Here is a 19,746-nt window from a genome sequence, read left to right on the forward strand (position 1 = left end):
TGATAATAAAAAAAATAGGATAACTGCATGAGCAATCATCCTGAAAAATCTGCTTTATCGGTTGTGTACCGTTTACTATAAAATAAACTTATTGTTTCGGCTACATTGCGCATAGAAGGTAATGTTGTCATTTCTTTGGCATCAACTTTTCCATGTAAATATTTAACAAAATTATATGTTTGAAACAGTAGGCTCGCAAACTCTTGATTATTATTCTGTACCTCTAGACGTATTGATTTCACTGCAATTGCTTGAGCCACTGCCTGTTCTCTCGTTATGGAAGTTTGGTCGTCATCAGCATTATCATCTGTCGTTCGATATAGGAACTTTAAAGCATCGTAAACCGCCTGATTGTCGCTAAATCGCTCCTTTAGCCACTGCATCACAAATTGTAAAAAGATAACGGCATAAATGAGTGAAAGACATTCATTTTCACGAGACTTTGCTGCCAAACGTTTAAAGTACTCTTCTTGCGTCACTAACTCGAAAAGAATCAAACGAATCGGATACAACATTGCATGTCCGCTATTGATAAATAATTTTTCACGGTCTTTGTACATTGCCAGCCAAATATCCCTCACCAACGAAATAGACTTTCTAGTAGATAGCGCCAATTGACATTGTATGAGCCCCTGTTCAAGCGTTGGTTTTATAAGTTGATAAAATAGCAATTCATCCTCTTTGCTGACTAATAGAAGTGGTTTTTCTAAATCAAACAAATCGATTTCAATGCCGTTTACTAACATTGCTACGCCCCCTTCCTACAAAGTGATATGTTGAGTTCTACTACTTTTTCACATTTCTACTCCATGCATTTATCCTATATTAACCTTGTTGATTGGCATCTTTCTGCTTTTTTTAACTATATTTCGACATAAAACTTTAAATACCTCTATTGGCTGTAGCTTACATATCAACAAAATTCTTTGCCTAACAAAAAGACCGTATGCAAATTTTAAAGATAAAGTGAAACTTCAAGCAGTGGGAGTTTCTTCATCCCCACAATAAATAGAGGAACACAAGCTAAAACATCCTGTGAAAAAGCTTGTGTGACCAACATCCTGTTGCTGACGCTTCGCTTTCGCACATAAAACATCCTGTCGCTGCCGCTTCGCTTTCGCACATAAAACATCCTGTCGCTGCCGCTTCGCTTTCGCACATAAAACATCTGTTGCCCCGAACCAATCGGGCTTTTACGGTCAGTTGACTCGTTCCATCTTTCAACTTAAGATGCGCGGCTTACTGACCGTTATTGCGGAATCAAAAAAACCATTGCCTCTTTACTAATGACAATGGTAAAAATTCAATATTATTCAGTGATTTCCTTATCAACAAATAGTTTAAATTGCTGTAGGCATTGTTTTACAGCACCTTTTTGCGCTAAAACACCTTCGCGTAGTGCAGTAGTCTTTCCATCATCTCCAACAACTTCACGATAAAGTGCAAAAATAGCTGTCAAAAATCCTTCATTTTCTTCTTGTTCAATACTTGGTAATGAGTAGGCAGCAATCGTTAATAATCGCTCCACTTTATCAGGCATTTTTTGTAGCTCATTTGTCGAATAATACGTAGCCGCTGCTAAAAAATAGCTAAGCTTTGCACTACAATCTATAAACAAGTGCCAATACGTATTTGCAGTTGGTACTTCACCTGCAAGGCCATCTACATGCTCTTTATAATAAGTTATTACTTGTAAATATAAAGGCTTTAATTCTCGCATAGCCTTTGTATAATTATTAGATGTGTCCAGATAGTCAAATACAATGCTATTCATTTTATCTTGGAGCTTTACGATATCTAAATGATCACGAATTACTTGTATTTCCATTTTTCCACTCTCCCATGTTCTCATTTGTTTTATCAAACGTCATTCTTACTCCCCCTAAGCAGTCCTGTACATTCCAAACAAATTGACCTGTTATCTATCTATATATTGCAATTATTAAAATTATAGCAATAAACCAAAAGAAGAAGTGGGTTCATGAAGAAAATAAGGCAATTCCGTGAATTATTAGCATTTTGTGAACGTGAGATTCATTATTTTGGGAAAATTATACTCTTCGAACATAGGAATCAAACAGGAATTGTTCTTTTTCTCGATCAATTATTTCTACAATGCATCCATTTGCATACTTTTTAATTCTATGTTTTGGACTATAAAAATACGCATTATTTGTAATTAGCCATTCACTTAACGTCAGTTCACTCGCTGGTTGCTGCACGGTTAAAATACGTTTATGTCGAAGGATATCAGCCATTTTATAAAAACCATCTGATAATTCATAAGCAGATACATCAAAATTGAAAATGGGCGTAACAACCTGTCCAACATCAAAAATATGTATTGTCCGACTAGCCTCATCGATTGCTAACTCCACTGTGCTAATTTCATCGAATAGATTCAAGCCTCTATATTCCATTTGATAAATTTGCTCCATTGTAATGCCTCCTCTTTTTTAACTGTATTATTGTATCATAAAAAAAGTAGCCATCTCAAAAGTCATTTGAGACGACTACTTGCTGTGTCGAAAAAAAAATCCACCACTTGTAAAAAAATCCACCACTTGTATTACTTACTTTGACGAAAGCAAAAAGCGTATCATCAAAACGAAAAGTTTACTCTTTATTCAGAGACTATTGCTAGTTGGCATACTGCTTTAGCAATTGAATAATGAAGATTGATTTAGTCTTGCACACGTGTAATTTTCACATCTGCTAAAATGGTATTCACTACCCAACTTGCAGCAATTAAACCTGCAACTGAAGGTACAAATGCATTGGAAGATGGGGGCATTTTCGCCTTACGAATGGCTGCATCGGGTTTCCCTACATGCTCCACGACATCTGGTCGTACGACAATTGGACTTTCATCTGAAAAAACGACAGTTATGCCTTTATGAATACCGTCTTTACGTAGTTTTGTGCGAATTACTTTAGCTAATGGGTCTGTATGCGTTTTAGAAATATCTGCGATTTTAAAGCGTGTTGGATCCATTTTATTTGCCGCTCCCATACTTGAGATAATTGGGATATGACGCTTTAAACATTCCTTCATAATATGAATTTTATATATTACAGTATCACTCGCATCAATGACATAATCAATACCCTGTGCAAAAAATTCCTCATACGTTTCTTCCGTATAAAACATATGCATATCAGTAACTTCACAATCAGGATTAATATCTGCAATTCGTTCTTTCATGACGCCAGATTTTGATTTTCCAACTGTTGAAAGATACGCAACTAATTGACGATTGACATTCGTAATATCTACATTATCCTTGTCCACTAAAATAATTCGGCCAATACCACTTCGTGCACATGCCTCCGCAGCAAATGAGCCGACACCGCCGACACCTAAAATGGCTACTGTTGTATTTTTTAAAAGTTCGAGTCCCTCTGTGCCAATTGCGAGCTCGTTCCGTGAAAATTGATGTAACATTCCTACACTCTCCATTTAATGAAATTTTTTATTAGTAAACCTAGTTATATACTAAGATAAAATCAAACCTATATTACATTTTATCACGATATTCATCAAGTGAAAATTACAACGAAAAAAGTATTCCTAATTAATTTACTTTAGCTGTTAGGTAAATTCGATGAAAATAGCGCTTTGTTCATATTTGAACGAGAACTCAAATTCGCCTGATTCCTCAAGTGTGGAAAAATGGGACTTTTACATGCAAGCATATTAGCATTAAAAATTTTTCTTCTCAAGAGTACAAGGCTGTGATAAGTCAGCTCTTACTTTTAAAAACCTTTTTCGCAACTGCAAGAAATTCTCTAACTGCAGGGGACGCTTCTTTTACAGAAGGACAAGCTAAAGCCACATGACGCCAATGGGTTAAATTCAAGGTACCTAATTGAATGTTTTGCTGTGTTTTTAAAAATAACTCCGGGCCAATTGTAATGCCAAGACCTTCCTTTACCATATTGGCTATTGTATTACAATCATGCACTTCAAAACGAATAGTTGGGTGTATATTTTCTTGCTTAAACAAATCTTCAATATACTTTTGATACATCCCTGTTGGCATAATAAAAGGTTCTTTTTGCAAATCTTGAATATTTATAATTTCTTGGTGATTCAACATATGGTTACTCGGAAATGCTACAACCATTTTATCTTTAATAAGAGGTATTATTTCAAATGTCGAAGTTGAATCCATTTCTACAACAAACCCAATGTCAATAATACCAATATTTAACCATTCTGTTATTTCCTCATATGAACCCTCATAAAATTTAAACTCTATTTGTGAATGCTTTTTCTGAAATTCTGAGAGTATTTTCGGTAACAAACAGGATGATGCACTGGCAAAAGTACCGATACGAATCGTACCTATTTCTAGATTTCTAACTAATGCAATCTCCTGATTAATATGTTCCATTCTATTTAAAATTTCTCTGATGTGAAGAAGTGATTTTTGCCCTACCTCAGTCAGCGTAATCCCCTTTCTTCGATCACGATTTATTAATAAAACTCCCCACTCTGATTCTAAACTCGCGATAGCATGACTCACTGCAGACTGCGTCATATTTAATTGTTGAGAAGCTTTCGTAAAGCTTCCAAGCTCTGCAATTTTACTAAATACTTCAAAACGCGCAAAACTCATGAGTAAACGTTCATCTCCTTTATGAAAAATATCAATTTTACTCATGATATCATGTTAGATAAAATAAAAACATGATAGAAAAAGGAGTGGAGAATTTTGAATCATTTTGCCATATATTTATTAGCTTTAGGTGCCTTTGTAACAGGGACAGCGGAATTTGTAGTATCAGGAATTTTGGAAATAATTTCTTCTGATTTAGATATATCTGTTTCAGTTGCTGGACAATTAATCACTATATATTCCTTATTCTATGCAATTGGTGCCCTTATTTTAGTAATGATCACTTCTAAGTTTGATCGAAAAAAAGTACTTTTTTATTCCATGGTTATCTTCTTAACCGGAAATATCATGGCATACATCAGCCATAATTACACAATTCTAATGTTTTCTCGAGTTGTGCTAGCTTTGAGTGGAGGATTATATATTGTCGTAGCAACAAATTACGCAGCTCACCTTGCTCAACCTGGAAAGCGTGGAAGTGCAATGGCAACCGTCATTACAGGATTTACTGTTTCTTTAGCGTTTGGAGTCCCGATTGGAACTTTCACTGCAGCATATATAGACTGGCGGAATATCTTTCTTATTATCGGAGTTGTAACATGTATCAATATCTTGTTACTTCAAAAATTTATTCCTAAATTAGATGGGAATAAACCAATGCCCATAAAACAACAATTGATTCTAATAAAAGATAAACGATTACTCATTGGGTTATTTATTACAGCTTTTTGGATTCTCGGATACACCCTTGTTTTCGCTTACATTTCTCCTATTCTAAGCCTGTATGCAGGTTTTTCAATAGAAATGATAAGTATGACTCTTTTAATTTTAGGAGTTTCTGCCTTTATCGGTTCACGTTTTGGCGGGTATGCTGTTGATAAGTGGGGATCATACCGAACAATAACTATCAGTTTAGTAATTCATACAATAGTGCTAATGGTTTTAACATTTACTATACACTCTACTATAGGAACACTAATCACTATCATGATTTGGGCAGTTGCAGCCTGGACAACAACTCCAGCAAACCAATTTTATCTGACTTCTTTAAAACCACAATCGTCAGAAATTATTTTAAGTTTCAATACCGCCATTATGAACATTGGTATGACATTAGGAGCTGGCTTAGGTGGATTGGTAATAGAATATACAGATATTATTTATTTGATATGGTTGGGAGGCCTGATGGTATTCATAGCCCTAGGAATAGCATGTTATTTCTTTATACTGGGTAAAAAACAGCCTAGAACTAAAATCATATAATAACTTTTTTATTAAAATTTACATCTCCTAAAGATAGAATGCGGAACTTGTAAATCAAAATCTAAATTCAATAAATTAAAAGTAATACTAATCAGGTCCGGAAAAAGCCACCCGCTTTCCGCTGACGAGCAGCTAGCCTCCGCTTACTTGAGCTGCAATGAATTTAAAAAAACTCGCGACATGGCGAGATACACAAACAGCGTAAGCAGCACTCATAAGAGACACTGACTCTACAGACCAACACGCGTTTAGTACAAAAAACCACAGAAAAACTAAAAGGTAACGGGAATACTTCCGATACCTTTTAGTTTTTTAACTACCAGTCATCTTAACTTCTCCATCGTTCATAATTTTTTTGAAATGCTTCTACAAAATAGGAATCGAGCTGGACATTCATCTGTTTAAAAGCTCCTATAACTGCCCCTCCAATTGGTTGTAAAACCGGTATCATAAATCGCAAAGGTAGTGCATCTTCTTTTGCGATTTGCTGTAATCTTGGCATAAAATAGGCTGCATTGGTAAAGACCCCACCCGCTAAAACAACAGGGACATCCTTTAGCCCCCATATCATGCGAGTGTAACATGCTTTAATCGCCGTGTAATATTTTTCACATGCACCCTCAATTATGCTAACCGCAACATTGTCTCCCTTGTCTGCTACATCAAAAACATATTGACTTAACGGTGCAATCACTGTTCGTGGATGATCTTTACCATAAATACACGCTATTAATTGCGGTACATGTTCAACAGAAAAATGATGCAATATGACATCGGTTAAGGCTGTTGGCTTCGCCCGCCGATCATAGCTTTGAAATACGGCCTTGAGCGCCTGATTGCCTAAGTCATAACCACTCCCCTCATCATCAAAAAGGTAACCCCAACCACCCACACGATGATAATTCCGCTGACTATCGTAGCCCATCGTAATAGCACCTGTCCCGGCTATTTGTACAATGCCTTCCTGTCCGAGTGTACCTGCATACAGGGCAATACAAGCATCATTTTCAATCACAACAGCTGTCGTCTTGTCCACATACTGCCGAATAATTTCTTTGACTTTCTGCTCAGCTTGTCGCTCTTTCACCCCTGCCATACCTGCAAAACAACTATGTATAGCAGCAAACACTTGTGGATTTTGTGCCTGTATTTTTTGCAATAAATCATGAATCGTTGACTCAAAGCTCTGGGCATCCATCGCAGTCGGATTGCTACGTGACGTAACTACTTTGGCATAAATACAGCCATGTTCGTCACAAATAACGGCAGATGTTTTCGTGCCACCACCATCTATTGCCAGTATATACATCCTCTTCTCCCCTTAAAAAAGGATTGAGCGCAAACGATTGTTGGCTCAATCCTTCCTCCAGTAATCAATCATTTCGTAAAGCCAAATGACGCCCACGGTTGAATCTGTGTTATTAAAAATTGCTCTTCTTCTACAACTCTTGCAACTACGTTTGTCGAGCCCGCATTCGGTATTTCCTTTAAGACTATTTGTAGCTCCCCTTTATAGCGAACATCCAAATTATTATCAATTGTGATATCACCTGGCTTCAATGGATGCGTATCATGGATTTGGAAATCTCCATTTTTATACTTCACACGAGATTGTGTACTACGAATAACATATTCCGATACATCCCCACGATTAAAATGGGGTTCTTTAAATAGTATAGCTTGCTCTAAAATACTCGTTTCGGGTGCCTGCACAACTTTCAGCTCTAGCTTGTGGCGATTCAATTGCCCTAATGCCCGTATCTCTTCTTCAGAAGCATACATATTGCCGATAATACAATCATCGATTAAACCAGTGTGCCATAAATCTTTCGCTTGCACAGTAATTGGCAGATGACGATGCTCCTCTAATGTAGGTAAGCCATGCAGTGTTTTTTCCCAAGGACCAAATATTGCATGCTGAGAAGAAATCATTGCAGCTGTACGAACGTGATTTACTTTATATAGTTTGGAGGTCTCTAAAAAATGCTGACGTGAAAGACCTGTAAATTGTCTAGGATAAAAATTATGGCAACCAATAATATTATCTTTATTCGGTTGGTAGGATAATATATTTTCTAGATACTTTGTGCCATTACTAATATTTAACTCTATTTTCAAATTACTAGCATCGAGTGACATAAACGCTTCCTCTTGGCCTGAAAATCCCATGTCTAAACGCAATGCCGCTAGATGATATTGTTCTTTGAAAACAGCTATGTCTTTATACGTTAAGCCAAGCTCCTCAAAAACGGCAGGTGCGATATCAGCAGATATATCAAAGCCCAGTTGCTGCGCAAAAGCATTGATTTGTTGTGATTTTATTCGTTCATCCTCATTATTTAAGGACATCAGACAGGTAAAAATACGATCAAAACCATTGTCATGTGCTAGCTGCACATACTGTTTCATTTCTTCTAATGTGCTATGCTGTGGATAAAGTGAAATACCTAATCGTCTCAATTCAAATACCTCCATTGCTAAGCTTTTACACTTCTACATTTTGAGCTTCCAATTCAGCATCACGCTTTTCTTCTTGCTTTTCTTCTTGCTTTGCTACACGGTTTGCCATCGCTAGGAATGGTAAGTAAATACAAACAGCCACAACAATTAATACGAAACTAAGCACAGCACCGCGCCAAGATTGTGTTGCTAAAAATCCATTAATAATCGGTGGCGTTGTCCATGGTGGTGCAACAATTGCCGCTGGAACCCAGCCCCACTTCGTTGCAAAGAATGCTATTGTAACATTAATCATCGGCGTCAAAATAAATGGTACAAATAAAATTGGGTTTAATACGATTGGTAAACCAAAAAGTAATGGTTCATTAATATTAAAAATCCCTGGTGCTGCTGATAATTTTCCAACGGTATTATATTGTTTATTCTTCCTTGCAATAATGAAAATAGCGATAATAAGTGCAATTGTCGTACCCGATCCACCCATATTGATAAAAGCATCAAAGAATGGTTTATTTACGATATACGGCGCTGCTTTACCAGCTGAAATCGCTGCAACGTTCGCATCAATTGCCGGTAGATTAATAGATTGCATAAATGGTTCGATGATGTTCGCACCATGAACACCTAATGTCCATAAAAACGTAGGAATAAATGCTAAAAGTAACGCGGCAATCCATGTATTTGTTAAGCCCATAAATGGCTCTTGAATTGTTGCATAAAATGACCCCACAATATCAGGAATATCGAAGCCTGCCGAAATAATTGTACGTACTAAAGCAAATACACCAATTGTAATAATAGCAGGTAGTAATGCTGCAAATGATTTTGAAACAGCCGGTGGTACACCATCTGGCATTTTAATCAGAAGTCTACGATTACCTGACAATCTACAAAATACTTCAGTGGAGAGTAATGCGATAATAATGGCTATAAATATACCACCTGTACCTGTTGTTAAGCCTGTCAAACCACCCTCACCAAAAGTACCAAAAGTCATATAACTCGAAAGACTGATGACCCCTGCAGCAAGCCCATCCTTGTCATAACCTTTTGCAAGATTGTAAGCAATGGAGAAGGCTAATAATAACGAAATAATTCCGAATGTTGCCCCCCACATATTGCCGCCCCATTGTGTCCAAGTTTCATGTTTCCAAATGGAGTCAAGTGCATTTTGATAAAAGTCGATAGGTAAGTTATTAATTAAAACCGCTAGTGATCCTACAATTGTCAATGGCATTATCGTGATAAAACCGTCACGTATGGCAACTAAATGACGCTGATTCCCAACTCTTGCAGCTACCGGAACAAATTTTTCTTCTAAAAAACGGAACATTTCACACACTCCCTTTTGCTTTTTATTGTGACATCAAAATTTGATGCTACTCCCCTTTGATATGTTCATATAGCTCAATCATTTCTTGCGCTAAATCACGAAACGTAATGGCATTCATTAAATGATCCTGTGCGTGAATTAAGAGCATCGATACTTCCACTTTCTCTCCCCTTGCTTCTTGTGTTAACAAAGCTGTCTGTGAATGATGTGCTTCTGTAAGTGCTTCATTCGCCATGTTAATTTTTTCCTTTGCTTCACTGATACGCCCCTTTTTCGCTAACTGAATGGCTTCCATACATTCACTCTTCGTATTACCACTATGCACAATCAAGCCCATAATGGCTTGCATCATAACTGTTTCTTCCATTAGTTAGCCCCCTTATCCAATCAGCTTTAATGCCTGTTTTAAAACATTTTCACCATTCATCATGCCGTAATCAGCCATATTAATGACATCGATTGGGAAATTCTTTTCCTTGTATTTTGTCTCAAATTTCCCTTTTAAGTAACGCACTTGTGGGCCCAGTAATAGTACATCAGCACCTTTATTTGCTAATGCTTTTTCAACCTCACTTTCAGCAATAGCGTAAATATCGGCTTCAATATTTAGCTCTTGTGCCGCCTTCTGCATTTTTGACACTAGTAAACTCGTACTCATTCCTGCTACGCAAACTAACATAATATTTTTCATCGTCTGCACTCCTTTTCTTATCTCAATTTGTCTGCTCGATTTTTACGTCATCTTCCGATTTTCGAATGTCATGAAATCGCTTTCTTATGTTGAGAATAGCACCAATTGGTATATACCACAATATACTTTTTACACTATTTCCCTTACTTAAAAAATGGTTTGCAAATTGGGCTATCGCTTCATAACTTACTAATAAATGGATTAGCTTAACTGGTATAGTCCAGAAAAAAGATTAAAAAAATATTCATAATTTAAAAATATTCATAGAATACTGGTCGATTACTCGGAATTGCTTTCTGCCATTGCTCTACCACTTCTTTTACAGGTTCTTTTTTCGCATAAATGAGTGCATCCTTAACCGAAAGATAGCCGACCATCATTGCCGAAAATAGATTGATTGGTAATGCTAGCATATGCTTATCCGGGATAGAATTTGCCTCAATTATGGAGACATCCCCATCTTTATTTATACGGTATATACATTCATTCCAAGTGCAAAAATCATCCTCTAGCCACACATACAAAGGTTCTTGTATTTCCCTCCACGGATAACGCTGCATAAAAGCACAAGCATCCACTATTCTGATCATGACATCCATTTTGACATCTCTTTTAAATTGCGGTTCCTGAAATTGAAAGCCAAAATGATGGTCATTTGCAGTAATGCCTTCAATTGTGTGTACACTCGTTGCATGTGACGTGATAAAACGCCAGATTGCCTGTTCTGCCAGTATATCCTCTGCTATAAAATCATGAATCATAAACGTTCCATCTTGGATCGTATAGCGAATATAACCTGCTATTTTATCCGCTTGAAAATACGCGGCAAAATGGCTATCAGATGCTCTTCTCTCAATCCTTTTCCACCAAGCCTCGTCACGTAGCATACTACCATTGTGAACGAGCGCTTGCGTATTATGAAAGCGCTGAATAGCTTGAAAAAGCGTTTCATCTGGCCATTCAAAACTCATACGTTTCACCACATCTAATTGTTTTCCTAAGCTTGGAAACATGGTATGTGGAATAGAATAATGAAGTTTCTCAAAGAATAATTCCCAGCCAAAATAACGATAAAAGGATACGGAAAAAGGCGCTAATACTGAAATGGATTGCCCATTTTGTCGCATTTCCTTGAGCGCCTGCAGCATGAGTTTTTTTATAATCCCTTGCTGTCGATACTCAGGATAAGTCGCTACAAATCCTATACCACCCATTTTATAATTCTCACCATGTACCGTCATATTAAGCGGAAGAATGAATAGCTGTCCAACAACTTTATCCCCATCATAGGCTCCTAACGTTGTACTTTGCTCAATCCAATATTGAAAATCCTCCCGTCGAGCACCAATATATTTATTCGGAAAACAATAATCCCGCAGTCGATGTACTTGCATATAATCATTTGGAGGAATTAATTTTATTTCCATAACTTATTCATCACCACCGGATTTTAGAATATTCAAACTATTACTTGTGGATTAACAGGAATTTCCTTACGTAATCTTCTACCTCAGAAGCTGTTGATAACATTAAAATGCGTTCATTATGTTGTATTAAGTCTTTCTGTGAATGCTTGGCAATTTGTGCGCGCGTTTTTAGAATAGAAGACGCAGTCATAGAAAACTCATCTAATCCAAAGGCCAGTAATATCGGAATTGCTACTTCATCTCCAGCCATTTCGCCACACATACCCACCCATTTACCATGATGATGTGCAGCATCAATAACAGTCTTAATCAGCCTAAGAACCGCAGGATGGTACGGTTGATATAGATACGAGACGTTTTCATTCATGCGATCCGTTGCCAAAGTATATTGGATTAAATCATTTGTACCGATCGAGAAAAAATCCACTTCTTTCGCAAATAAATCTGCAATCATTGCTGCTGACGGAATCTCAATCATGATACCAACTTCAATCGTTTCAGAAACGATGAAACCTTCATTTTGCAATTGTTTCTCTTCTTCAAGCAATAATGCTTTCGCCATTCTAAATTCATCTAATGTGGCAATCATCGGAAACATAATTTTCAAATTGCCATAAGCACTTGCTCGCAGTAATGCTCGCAACTGCGTTCGGAACATTTCTTGATGCGATAAACATATACGAATGGCCCGATAGCCCAAAAATGGATTCATCTCAGTTGGAAGTTGAAAATAAGGTAGGTTTTTATCACCACCTATATCTAGCGTACGAACAATTGTAGGTTTACCCTGCATTTTTTCAAGTACTGTTCTGTACGCAGTGAACTGTTCTTCTTCATTTGGTAACTCTTGACGCTCCATATATAAGAACTCTGTTCGAAACAAGCCGATGCCATCGCCACCCACACTAGTTACCATATCGACATCTTCTGGTTTTCCGATATTACCAGCAATTTCTACACGTAATCCATCAGCACTTATACTTGGGAGTGAACGAAATTGGTCGAACTCACTTTGTAACTGATTTTGTATCTGTTGCTGACGCACATAAAATTGTGATATTTCCGGTGTGGCATCTAGTATGATTTTGCCGTTTATGGCATCCATAATAATAGGCGTTCCCTGTTTAATAATTTGTGTGGCGGTTTTTGTTCCTACTATAGCAGGAATGCCCAATGTACGTGCGAGAATGGCAGAATGGGAAGTCCGCCCGCCAATATCCGTAATAAACCCCTTTACATACTTTGTATCTAACTGTGCCGTCATAGATGGTGTTAAATCTTCAGCTACGATAATCACATTAGAAGATAAGCGACTCATATCCGTCAATTCCACACCTAATAAATGTGCTAATAATCGCTTCGACACATCACGTATATCGGCTGCTCGCTCCTGCATATAGTCATTGTCTATTCCTTCAAACATCGCTATGAACAGCTTAGATGCTTCATCCAATGCATATTCAGCATTTATGCCTGTGTGTATTTTGGCTTCAATTGCTGCTAACATCTCTGGATCTTCTAACAATAATTGATGTGCAGCAAAAATAGCCGCCTCCTCATCACCAAATTTTGTCTGAGCAATTGTATAGATTTCTTGAAGTTCTCTTTTCGATTGCACTACCGCCGCTTTAAAACGATTAAGTTCTGCAGGTACATCTACGATTGTTACTTTTTCAAATGATAAATCTGGTTCCATTAAACAATAGGCGTTTGCAAAGGTAATGCCCTCAGAAACAGCAATTCCCTGTATTTCTAGCATTCTTCACCAATTCCTTTAGTGATCATAACGTCAGTTACCGTCTGCATAAGCTTATCAGCATCTGTCCCCTCAGCTGAAATAGTAATGATGCTTTCCGGTGTTATGCCTAGTGCCATGACACCCATGATGGATTTTAAATTGACGGATTTATCATTATAGGCTAGCTGAACATCACATTCGAATGGTGTGACAGCAGTTACCAGTAAAGCTGTTGGTCGTGCATGTAGACCTTCTGGTGTTGTTATTTTAAAAGTTTTCTTCATCTATAGCCCTCCAATTTTCACTTAAAGTTAATGCGATTTTGATAGTTTGCAATCATGACATCGTTATGATGCAGATTAGCTTCTACATTGTTACTTTCAAAAACAGGCAAGATAGCCTGAAAATCTGCCATTTGCTCAATCACTTGACTAAAAATAGCATGCAGTATGGCCGAGCCAATAACCGTTGAAGCCGGTGCGTACTGCATATTTTGACGACGTAGCAAGCCATCACCAACAGGTATATGCGTATCGATGACGACATCGACAATATCTTCTAAACGCATCCCACTACAGTGGCGAGTCTGCTGCTCGCGATAAGTAAGTGATTGAAGCGACATGACAAGCACACCTGCTTCCTTTGCGAGCAAAGCGGCATCTATAGGGGCGTAATTTCTCCCTGATGTCGATATCACTACACAAACATCATTTTCTTGAAAATCAAAACAATGCTTATGTCGTTCTATTATCGTGGGGTCTTTTTCATTTTTTGATGACGTCAATGCCCCCGCTTGTAATGTTAATGGTTCAATCGTAATTGGACGGACAGGCACAAGCCCACCTGCACGGTAAAATGCGTCTTGTGCTAAAAGGTGCGAATGGCCACAACCAAATAATTGGACGATTCCACCACGTTGAATTCGTTGAACGATCTTTTGTGCAGCTGCTGCTATATTTTCTTGCTCCTGCACAATCACCTCTTGTAAAAGTTTTTGTATTTCCAGAAAATAAGCATGCATAGTATCACCTTTTAATTTCACTAATGAATTTGTATCGATCTGCACGATAAGTACTACGCACCAGCTCAAATGGAACACCATCTGCTAAGTAACTTATTCGTTTAATAATTAAAACTGGGGCTGTACCATTAATTTGTAAACATTTACTATCTTCTTTAGCAACAATGGCTGCCTCCATTTGTTGAATGGCATTGCCAATTTTTTGATGAAATTTCGCTTCAATCAACGCATAAAGTGAGCCCATAATTTTCTTTTCATCTAATTCAGGATATACTTTTACAGGAATATACGTTCTTTCAATGGCCATAGGCTTAGCATCAGCGTTACGTATCCGCACAACAAAGAATACTTCTTCTCCTGGCTCTAACAATAAATCTCCTGCAACATCTACTGGTGGAATAATTTTTTCAAAGCGTAAGACTTTACTACTTGGCTCCATTCCACGCGCACGCATATCCTCTGTAAAACTTGTCAATCCCATCAGTGGTTGCTCTAATTTTGGATTGGCTACATAAGTGCCTCTCCCTTTTTCGCGGTACAGAAGCCCGCTATTCACTAAATTGGTAATGGATTGACGCACTGTCATGCGACTTACATCAAACTGTACTGAAAGCTCTCGCTCAGAGGGAATATTTTCGCCGATTTTGTAGTCCTCTAAATAAATGCGTTGCTTTAATATTTCTTCTATTTGTATATAAATCGGTATATGAGAATTTTTATCTAACAAGCCTTGCACCATCCTTATCAACACTTTACTTTGATTTCTCAAATACAACTTTACCTCGACAAATAGTTTTTTGTACATTTAATTTTTGATCGAGTAATACAAAATCTGCATCAAAACCTTCTGCAATACGCCCTTTGGTTGCTAGTTGTAATTGTTCAGCGGCATTTGCAGATGACATGGCGACGAGGTCCTGTAAAGAACAATTTGTTACCGCTTTCATATTTTTCACTGCCTGTTCCATCGTCAAAACGCTACCAGCGAGGGCTCCATTCGATAAATGTGCGCCACTTTCTGTCACATGAACCGTTTGACCACCTAAATCATAGTCCCCATGTCGTAGCCCTTTTGCACGCATTGCATCGGTAATTAATATAATCCCTGTTGCTCCTTTTACGCGATAGGCTAGTCTCACCGACTGTGGATGACTATGCACAAAATCAGCAATTAACTCAACCTTCACCCTATCTTCTAAGAAAACTCCCCCTACAACACCTGGACTTCGATGATGGAAAGGACGCATTTGATTGTATAAATGAGTCGCCTGCTTGATCCCCAATGCTATCGCCTTGTTCACCTCTTCTATAGTTGCATCAGAATGTCCAATCGAAACGAGCACCCCTTGTTTACTTAACTCTTCAATAAATGCAAATCCCCCCTCTACCTCAGGAGCTACCGTCATTTGTTTAATGCGTTTTTTACTTAGTTGTTGCCAGTGAGTAAATTGCTCAAAAGAGGGTAAAATGATATGTTCTACTGGCTGTGCACCTGCACGCTGCTTTGACACATATGGTCCCTCAACATGTATCCCTAACAACTCAGCTTCATCCTCATTATTTTCAAATTGGGCTATATTAACAAATGCATGTTCAATAGCTGGGATAGATTGCGTCATGGTCGTTGCAAGAAAACCTGTAACACCTTCTTTTACTAATGAACGGGCCATTTGATGGAGCGCTTTCTGAGTGGCATCCATCGCATCATGTCCTGCGGACCCATGAATGTGCATATCAATATATCCAGGAAGTAGCAACCAGTTTTTATCCTTGCCATCAATATATTGCTCTGCCTTGTCATATAATGCATGACTTCGTTTAATAATCCGACCATTCTCAATGAATACATCACCTTTAAATGGTGTCTCATCATGATTAACAATTGTGACATTGGAAATTAACAACGTATTTCCCAATCGTACACCCCCTCAATATTTATTTTTTAGAAGGTTTTCTTTAAGGTCAAGACAAGCTATTTCTTCGGTTGGTATAGTTGTCTATACCAATTATAGTATGTTCATATGAAAATAAACAGTTAATTTTTCTATTTTTCTAATTTTTTATCTTAAGCTTACATTCTATGTATCTTGAAAAGCTGCTTTTTGTCGTAAAAAATAGCCATTAAATGAATGGCTATTGCTAAAATAGAAATATCTAGTATGAAGTCGTTGATTTCCGCTACGGCGGACGCTTTTCGCGGGCACGGCTTCAGTCTCCTCGTCGCTACAGCTCCTGCGGGGCCTTCAGCTCATGCTATTCCCGCAGAAGTAGCCGCCTGCGCTCCAACCAACTAGTGTACGTCTATAAATGATTGAGGTGATGGCTAGGATGAACACATCAATTAGACATATAGAAGTATCTATATGAGCCCATTGATTTCCACTACGCGGGCATGGTTTCAGTCGTCGCTGCGCGCCAATCAACTAGTGTATCCTATTCAACGACAACGAAAGAAGGCAGAAGACAGTATAAATCCAATCCACTTCAATGCGCAAGTTGTCCGTTATTGGCTCCATGTACGACAAGTAACGATCATCGAAAAATCATTGAACATCCTATTTGGGCGCATCATGTGGAAGAAGCCGATCATTTACGTCATCAAAGTAACATGAAACAAATCCATGCACTTCGAAAAGAAACGATTGAATGTGTAAGTGCGGATGCTAAAGAACCTTACGAAGGATTAAAAAATTGTCCATCCAGACAAGCTTAATGCCATGAATTTGAAGAAGCTAACTAACTGGACGTGGCAAAGTCTAAAAATGGTAGAAAATAGTTGCTCCTAGCGCACCACTGCGTTCATAGGGGCTATTTGGTACGAACATTTCTAATAAAATTTCAAAAGGTATTCGGGATGAAATCATTCCGAATACCTTTTGTCGTCAATCTGAAGTATCCATTAATGAATACTTGTTTCTTATGTATGGACGAATCCCGATAGTGCCGTAATGCCGATGAAACATTCGTTTTGAACCCGCAATTTGCAGGTGGGTGCCCGCTTCATAGCGTTAAACTTCCCTCTCCGGTGGGGCATGTTTGCAACTACAAAATGGAAGGCTCCCGACGATATAGTGTTGGTCAAAACTGTTTAATATAGTTAGCAGTTAGACAAACACATCAGGATTCGTATTACTGTTATAATAACACTATATTTCAGATAATTCAAACTATTTTCTATTAAAAAACTTAAAACCTTTTGAAAACGCAAAAAATACCTAGATTTCCAACAATTTTTGCTAGAGGATCAAGGTATTTAGCATTACTTAATATTTGTGGTTTTATTATGTTACGATGTTAAATTATGCAGTTGGTTGATTGTCGTGCCTGTTGCTCGTCCCCTAGAGGCTTAGTCATTACCTTTAGGAAAGCGAGCGTATACAGGTACAAAAACTCAACAATTACCTTTAACAGCGCTTATTTTTTAAACGGTTTGATTGCTAAACTTAGCTCACTCAATTGATCAGGAGATACTGTACTTGGTGCATTTGTCAGTAAGCAGCTTGCACTTGCTGTTTTCGGGAATGCAATCGTGTCACGTAAGTTCGTACGGCCCGCAAGTAGCATCACGAAGCGGTCAAGACCAAACGCAAGACCAGCATGTGGTGGCACACCGTATTCAAAAGCTTCTAATAAGTAGCCGAATTGTGCTTTTGCTTCTTCTGCTGTGAAACCAAGTAATGTAAACATTTTTTCTTGTAGTTCACGTTCGTAAATACGTAACGAACCACCACCAAGCTCATAACCATTTAACACGATATCATATGCTTGCGCACGAACTGCTGCTGGATCTGTATCCATTAATGCAATATCCTCATCAAATGGACGTGTGAATGGATGATGCGCTGCTTTGTAGCGACCATCTTCTTCAGAATACTCCAATAATGGCCAGTCTGTAATCCATAAGAATGCAAATTGTGATTCATCAATTAACTCTAAATCTTGCCCTAATTTCGTACGAAGTGCGCCAAGAGAAGCTGCAACAACAGAAGCTTTATCGGCAACAAATACTAAAATATCGCCAACTTCAGCGCCCATGCGTTCGATTAATGCTGCTGCTAATGCTTCATCAAAGAATTTTGCGATTGGACCATTTAAGCCTTCCTCTGTTACTTTTAGCCAAGCAAGACCTTTCGCACCATAAATACCTACGAATTTCGTTAACTCATCCATGTCTTTACGTGAGTATTTGTCTGCTGCACCTTTTATGTTGATACTTTTTACTTGTTTGCCCTGCGCAACTGTATCAGCAAATACTTTGAAATCACAGCCATCAAAAATATCGTTAAGCGCTACTAGCTCTAAACCAAAACGTACGTCTGGTTTATCCGAACCATAACGATCCATTGCTTCTTGATATTTCATACGTTGGAATGGTGCAGGAATGTCGATGCCCTTAATATCTTTCATTACTGCTTGAATAAGACGCTCGTTCATTTCTAAAATTTCTTCTTGTGTTAAAAAGCTTGTTTCAATGTCGACCTGTGTGAATTCAGGCTGACGGTCTGCGCGTAAGTCTTCATCACGGAAGCATCGCGCAATCTGGAAGTATTTCTCAAATCCAGCAACCATTAATAATTGTTTAAATAATTGCGGAGATTGTGGTAATGCATAAAATTCACCTTCATGTACGCGCGATGGCACTAAATAGTCACGTGCGCCTTCAGGAGAAGATTTCGTTAAAATTGGTGTTTCTACTTCTAGGAAGCCTTCATTTTGTAAAAAGTTACGAATTGTACGCGTTACATCTGAACGCATTTTGAAAGTATCAAACATTACCGGACGACGTAGGTCAAGGTAACGGTATTTTAAACGCAAGTCTTCTGATACATCCGTACGGTCTTCAATTTGGAATGGTGTAGTTTTCGCTGTATTAATAACGACTAAACTTGTCGCTTCCACTTCAATTTTTCCGTTTGGCACATTTGGGTTGATTTGATCTTCTGAGCGAAGAATTACTGTCCCTTCGATTTCGATGACGTATTCACTACGTACTTTATCAGCTAGAGCATGAGCTTCAGCTACATCAGGGCTAAATACAACTTGTGTAATTCCTGTTCGATCACGTAAATCAATGAAAATTAATCCGCCCAAGTCACGGCGACGTTGCACCCAACCTTTTAATACGACTTTTACGCCTTGTAACGCTTCAGATAGCTCGTTACTAGCATGTGTTCTTGTTGCCATTTGTAAT

The 19,746-nt window shown here is 38.0% G+C and carries 18 protein-coding genes, 1 other RNA gene and 1 pseudogene; 2 read left to right on the forward strand and 18 right to left on the reverse strand.

Annotation, left to right across the window (positions count from 1 at the left end; translation table 11 throughout):
* Nucleotides 1-35: 35 nt before the first annotated feature.
* The 5 genes from ACQKII_RS05835 to ACQKII_RS05855 all read right to left on the reverse strand — a co-directional run bounded on the left by ACQKII_RS05835 (nucleotide 36) and on the right by ACQKII_RS05855 (nucleotide 4,622).
* Nucleotides 36-746 carry a hypothetical protein gene (locus ACQKII_RS05835; protein ID WP_427457213.1) on the reverse strand — a complete coding sequence of 237 codons (711 nt, stop codon included), beginning with the start codon at nucleotides 744-746 and terminating at the stop codon, nucleotides 36-38.
* Nucleotides 747-1,309: 563 nt separating this feature from the next.
* Nucleotides 1,310-1,828 carry a hypothetical protein gene (locus tag ACQKII_RS05840; RefSeq protein WP_427457214.1) on the reverse strand — a complete coding sequence of 173 codons (519 nt, stop codon included), beginning with the start codon at nucleotides 1,826-1,828 and terminating at the stop codon, nucleotides 1,310-1,312.
* 223 nt (nucleotides 1,829-2,051) lie between these two features.
* Nucleotides 2,052-2,438: a hypothetical protein gene (locus ACQKII_RS05845; RefSeq protein ID WP_427457216.1), complete on the reverse strand. Its 387-nt coding sequence runs from the start codon at nucleotides 2,436-2,438 to the stop codon at nucleotides 2,052-2,054.
* A 245-nt stretch (nucleotides 2,439-2,683) separates the two neighbouring features.
* Nucleotides 2,684-3,445 (reverse strand): tRNA threonylcarbamoyladenosine dehydratase, encoded by a 762-nt coding sequence (locus ACQKII_RS05850; RefSeq protein ID WP_427457218.1) that lies wholly within the window; start codon nucleotides 3,443-3,445, stop codon nucleotides 2,684-2,686.
* Between the two features lie 298 nt (nucleotides 3,446-3,743).
* A complete protein-coding gene (locus ACQKII_RS05855) occupies nucleotides 3,744-4,622 on the reverse strand; it encodes a LysR family transcriptional regulator (RefSeq protein ID WP_427457220.1) in 879 nt (292 codons plus the stop codon).
* A gap of 96 nt (nucleotides 4,623-4,718) precedes the next feature.
* Between ACQKII_RS05855 and ACQKII_RS05860 the strand changes: the two genes are divergently transcribed.
* The gene (locus tag ACQKII_RS05860; RefSeq protein ID WP_427457222.1) at nucleotides 4,719-5,885 is read left to right on the forward strand and encodes an MFS transporter; all 1,167 of its coding nucleotides are present in this window, start codon (nucleotides 4,719-4,721) and stop codon (nucleotides 5,883-5,885) included.
* A gap of 328 nt (nucleotides 5,886-6,213) precedes the next feature.
* Here the strand turns inward: ACQKII_RS05860 and ACQKII_RS05865 are convergent, their stop codons facing one another.
* The 11 genes from ACQKII_RS05865 to nagA all read right to left on the reverse strand — a co-directional run bounded on the left by ACQKII_RS05865 (nucleotide 6,214) and on the right by nagA (nucleotide 16,471).
* The gene (locus tag ACQKII_RS05865) at nucleotides 6,214-7,194 is read right to left on the reverse strand and encodes an N-acetylglucosamine kinase (RefSeq protein WP_427457224.1); all 981 of its coding nucleotides are present in this window, start codon (nucleotides 7,192-7,194) and stop codon (nucleotides 6,214-6,216) included.
* 68 nt (nucleotides 7,195-7,262) lie between these two features.
* Nucleotides 7,263-8,345, reverse strand: coding sequence for a DUF871 domain-containing protein (locus ACQKII_RS05870; RefSeq protein ID WP_427457226.1), 1,083 nt, complete (start codon nucleotides 8,343-8,345; stop codon nucleotides 7,263-7,265).
* Between the two features lie 25 nt (nucleotides 8,346-8,370).
* Nucleotides 8,371-9,678, reverse strand: coding sequence for a PTS sugar transporter subunit IIC (locus tag ACQKII_RS05875; RefSeq protein WP_427457228.1), 1,308 nt, complete (start codon nucleotides 9,676-9,678; stop codon nucleotides 8,371-8,373).
* 46 nt (nucleotides 9,679-9,724) lie between these two features.
* Entirely contained in the window at nucleotides 9,725-10,045 is a 321-nt protein-coding gene (locus ACQKII_RS05880; RefSeq protein WP_143995561.1) for a PTS lactose/cellobiose transporter subunit IIA, read from the reverse strand.
* Nucleotides 10,046-10,057: 12 nt separating this feature from the next.
* Nucleotides 10,058-10,369, reverse strand: coding sequence for a PTS sugar transporter subunit IIB (locus ACQKII_RS05885; RefSeq protein ID WP_427457230.1), 312 nt, complete (start codon nucleotides 10,367-10,369; stop codon nucleotides 10,058-10,060).
* Between the two features lie 251 nt (nucleotides 10,370-10,620).
* On the reverse strand, nucleotides 10,621-11,796 hold the full coding sequence (locus ACQKII_RS05890) for a GNAT family N-acetyltransferase (RefSeq protein WP_427457232.1): 1,176 nt from the start codon (nucleotides 11,794-11,796) through the stop codon (nucleotides 10,621-10,623).
* A 40-nt stretch (nucleotides 11,797-11,836) separates the two neighbouring features.
* Nucleotides 11,837-13,555 carry a phosphoenolpyruvate--protein phosphotransferase gene (gene ptsP / locus ACQKII_RS05895; RefSeq protein WP_427457234.1) on the reverse strand — a complete coding sequence of 573 codons (1,719 nt, stop codon included), beginning with the start codon at nucleotides 13,553-13,555 and terminating at the stop codon, nucleotides 11,837-11,839.
* Entirely contained in the window at nucleotides 13,549-13,818 is a 270-nt protein-coding gene (locus ACQKII_RS05900; RefSeq protein ID WP_427457236.1) for an HPr family phosphocarrier protein, read from the reverse strand. Before ACQKII_RS05900 ends, ptsP begins: the two co-directional genes overlap by 7 nt.
* 17 nt (nucleotides 13,819-13,835) lie before the next feature.
* Nucleotides 13,836-14,555: a sugar isomerase domain-containing protein gene (locus tag ACQKII_RS05905; RefSeq protein WP_427457473.1), complete on the reverse strand. Its 720-nt coding sequence runs from the start codon at nucleotides 14,553-14,555 to the stop codon at nucleotides 13,836-13,838.
* Between the two features lie 4 nt (nucleotides 14,556-14,559).
* Nucleotides 14,560-15,282 carry a GntR family transcriptional regulator gene (locus tag ACQKII_RS05910; protein WP_427457237.1) on the reverse strand — a complete coding sequence of 241 codons (723 nt, stop codon included), beginning with the start codon at nucleotides 15,280-15,282 and terminating at the stop codon, nucleotides 14,560-14,562.
* A 25-nt stretch (nucleotides 15,283-15,307) separates the two neighbouring features.
* Entirely contained in the window at nucleotides 15,308-16,471 is a 1,164-nt protein-coding gene (gene nagA / locus ACQKII_RS05915) for an N-acetylglucosamine-6-phosphate deacetylase (RefSeq protein WP_427457239.1), read from the reverse strand.
* 500 nt (nucleotides 16,472-16,971) lie between these two features.
* Between nagA and ACQKII_RS05920 the strand changes: the two are divergent.
* A pseudogene (locus ACQKII_RS05920) lies at nucleotides 16,972-17,341 on the forward strand (transposase); the annotation flags it as partial.
* Nucleotides 17,342-17,491: 150 nt separating this feature from the next.
* Here ACQKII_RS05920 and ssrS read toward each other — a convergent pair.
* Nucleotides 17,492-17,682, reverse strand: a non-coding RNA gene (gene ssrS / locus ACQKII_RS05925) — 6S RNA.
* Between the two features lie 287 nt (nucleotides 17,683-17,969).
* Nucleotides 17,970-19,739, reverse strand: coding sequence for an aspartate--tRNA ligase (gene aspS, locus ACQKII_RS05930; RefSeq protein WP_427457241.1), 1,770 nt, complete (start codon nucleotides 19,737-19,739; stop codon nucleotides 17,970-17,972).
* Nucleotides 19,740-19,746 lie beyond the last annotated feature (7 nt).

Origin of the sequence: Lysinibacillus sp. NPDC048646, from assembly GCF_050272295.1 — a bacterium.
Taxonomy (GTDB): domain Bacteria; phylum Bacillota; class Bacilli; order Bacillales_A; family Planococcaceae; genus Lysinibacillus.

Excerpts from the sequence above, each read along its gene's own strand:
- ACQKII_RS05835 (WP_427457213.1), bottom strand. The coding sequence starts at position 746 with ATGTTAGTAAACGGCATTGAAATCGATTTGTTTGATTTAGAAAAACCA.
- ACQKII_RS05840 (WP_427457214.1), bottom strand. The coding sequence starts at position 1,828 with ATGGAAATACAAGTAATTCGTGATCATTTAGATATCGTAAAGCTCCAA.
- ACQKII_RS05845 (WP_427457216.1), bottom strand. The coding sequence starts at position 2,438 with ATGGAGCAAATTTATCAAATGGAATATAGAGGCTTGAATCTATTCGAT.
- ACQKII_RS05850 (WP_427457218.1), bottom strand. The coding sequence starts at position 3,445 with ATGTTACATCAATTTTCACGGAACGAGCTCGCAATTGGCACAGAGGGA.
- ACQKII_RS05855 (WP_427457220.1), bottom strand. The coding sequence starts at position 4,622 with ATGAGTTTTGCGCGTTTTGAAGTATTTAGTAAAATTGCAGAGCTTGGA.
- ACQKII_RS05865 (WP_427457224.1), bottom strand. The coding sequence starts at position 7,194 with ATGTATATACTGGCAATAGATGGTGGTGGCACGAAAACATCTGCCGTT.
- ACQKII_RS05875 (WP_427457228.1), bottom strand. The coding sequence starts at position 9,678 with ATGTTCCGTTTTTTAGAAGAAAAATTTGTTCCGGTAGCTGCAAGAGTT.
- ACQKII_RS05880 (WP_143995561.1), bottom strand. The coding sequence starts at position 10,045 with ATGGAAGAAACAGTTATGATGCAAGCCATTATGGGCTTGATTGTGCAT.
- ACQKII_RS05885 (WP_427457230.1), bottom strand. The coding sequence starts at position 10,369 with ATGAAAAATATTATGTTAGTTTGCGTAGCAGGAATGAGTACGAGTTTA.
- ACQKII_RS05890 (WP_427457232.1), bottom strand. The coding sequence starts at position 11,796 with ATGGAAATAAAATTAATTCCTCCAAATGATTATATGCAAGTACATCGA.
- ptsP (WP_427457234.1), bottom strand. The coding sequence starts at position 13,555 with ATGCTAGAAATACAGGGAATTGCTGTTTCTGAGGGCATTACCTTTGCA.
- ACQKII_RS05900 (WP_427457236.1), bottom strand. The coding sequence starts at position 13,818 with ATGAAGAAAACTTTTAAAATAACAACACCAGAAGGTCTACATGCACGA.
- ACQKII_RS05905 (WP_427457473.1), bottom strand. The coding sequence starts at position 14,555 with ATGCATGCTTATTTTCTGGAAATACAAAAACTTTTACAAGAGGTGATT.
- aspS (WP_427457241.1), bottom strand. The coding sequence starts at position 19,739 with ATGGCAACAAGAACACATGCTAGTAACGAGCTATCTGAAGCGTTACAA.